The following is a 249-nucleotide window of genomic DNA, read 5'->3' as shown; positions in this document are numbered from 1 at the left end:
AGAGGATAATAGACCGCCGTGCCCCGCTTCCCTCTCCCAGAGTCGGCAATGGATCGACGGACCCTGCTGAAGTCGCTGCAATCAGGCCTGGTCGCGTCCGCGGCATCGGTCGTGCTTCCCTCGCATGTGTTCGCAGCGGAGAAGAAGGACAAGCGCCCGATCGCCCTGCTGCTGCCGCTCACGGGCCCGCGAGCGCGGCTGGGCCTTAGCATGCGCCAGGCGGCGTTGCTCGCGGAAAACAGCGCCTAT

At 66.3% G+C, this 249-nt stretch carries 1 protein-coding gene; it reads left to right on the top strand.

Annotation, left to right across the window (positions count from 1 at the left end; genetic code table 11):
* Nucleotides 1-48: 48 nt before the first annotated feature.
* Nucleotides 49-249: hypothetical protein (locus NLU14_RS22615; protein ID WP_275710839.1), on the top strand; the 201-nt coding region annotated here is incomplete at its 3' end.

The organism is Marinobacter iranensis (assembly GCF_029207565.1).
In the GTDB taxonomy this organism is placed as follows: Bacteria; Pseudomonadota; Gammaproteobacteria; order Pseudomonadales; family Oleiphilaceae; genus Marinobacter; species Marinobacter iranensis.
Note: the sequence above shows the minus strand (reverse complement) of the source record. Positions and strands in the feature narration are given on the sequence as shown.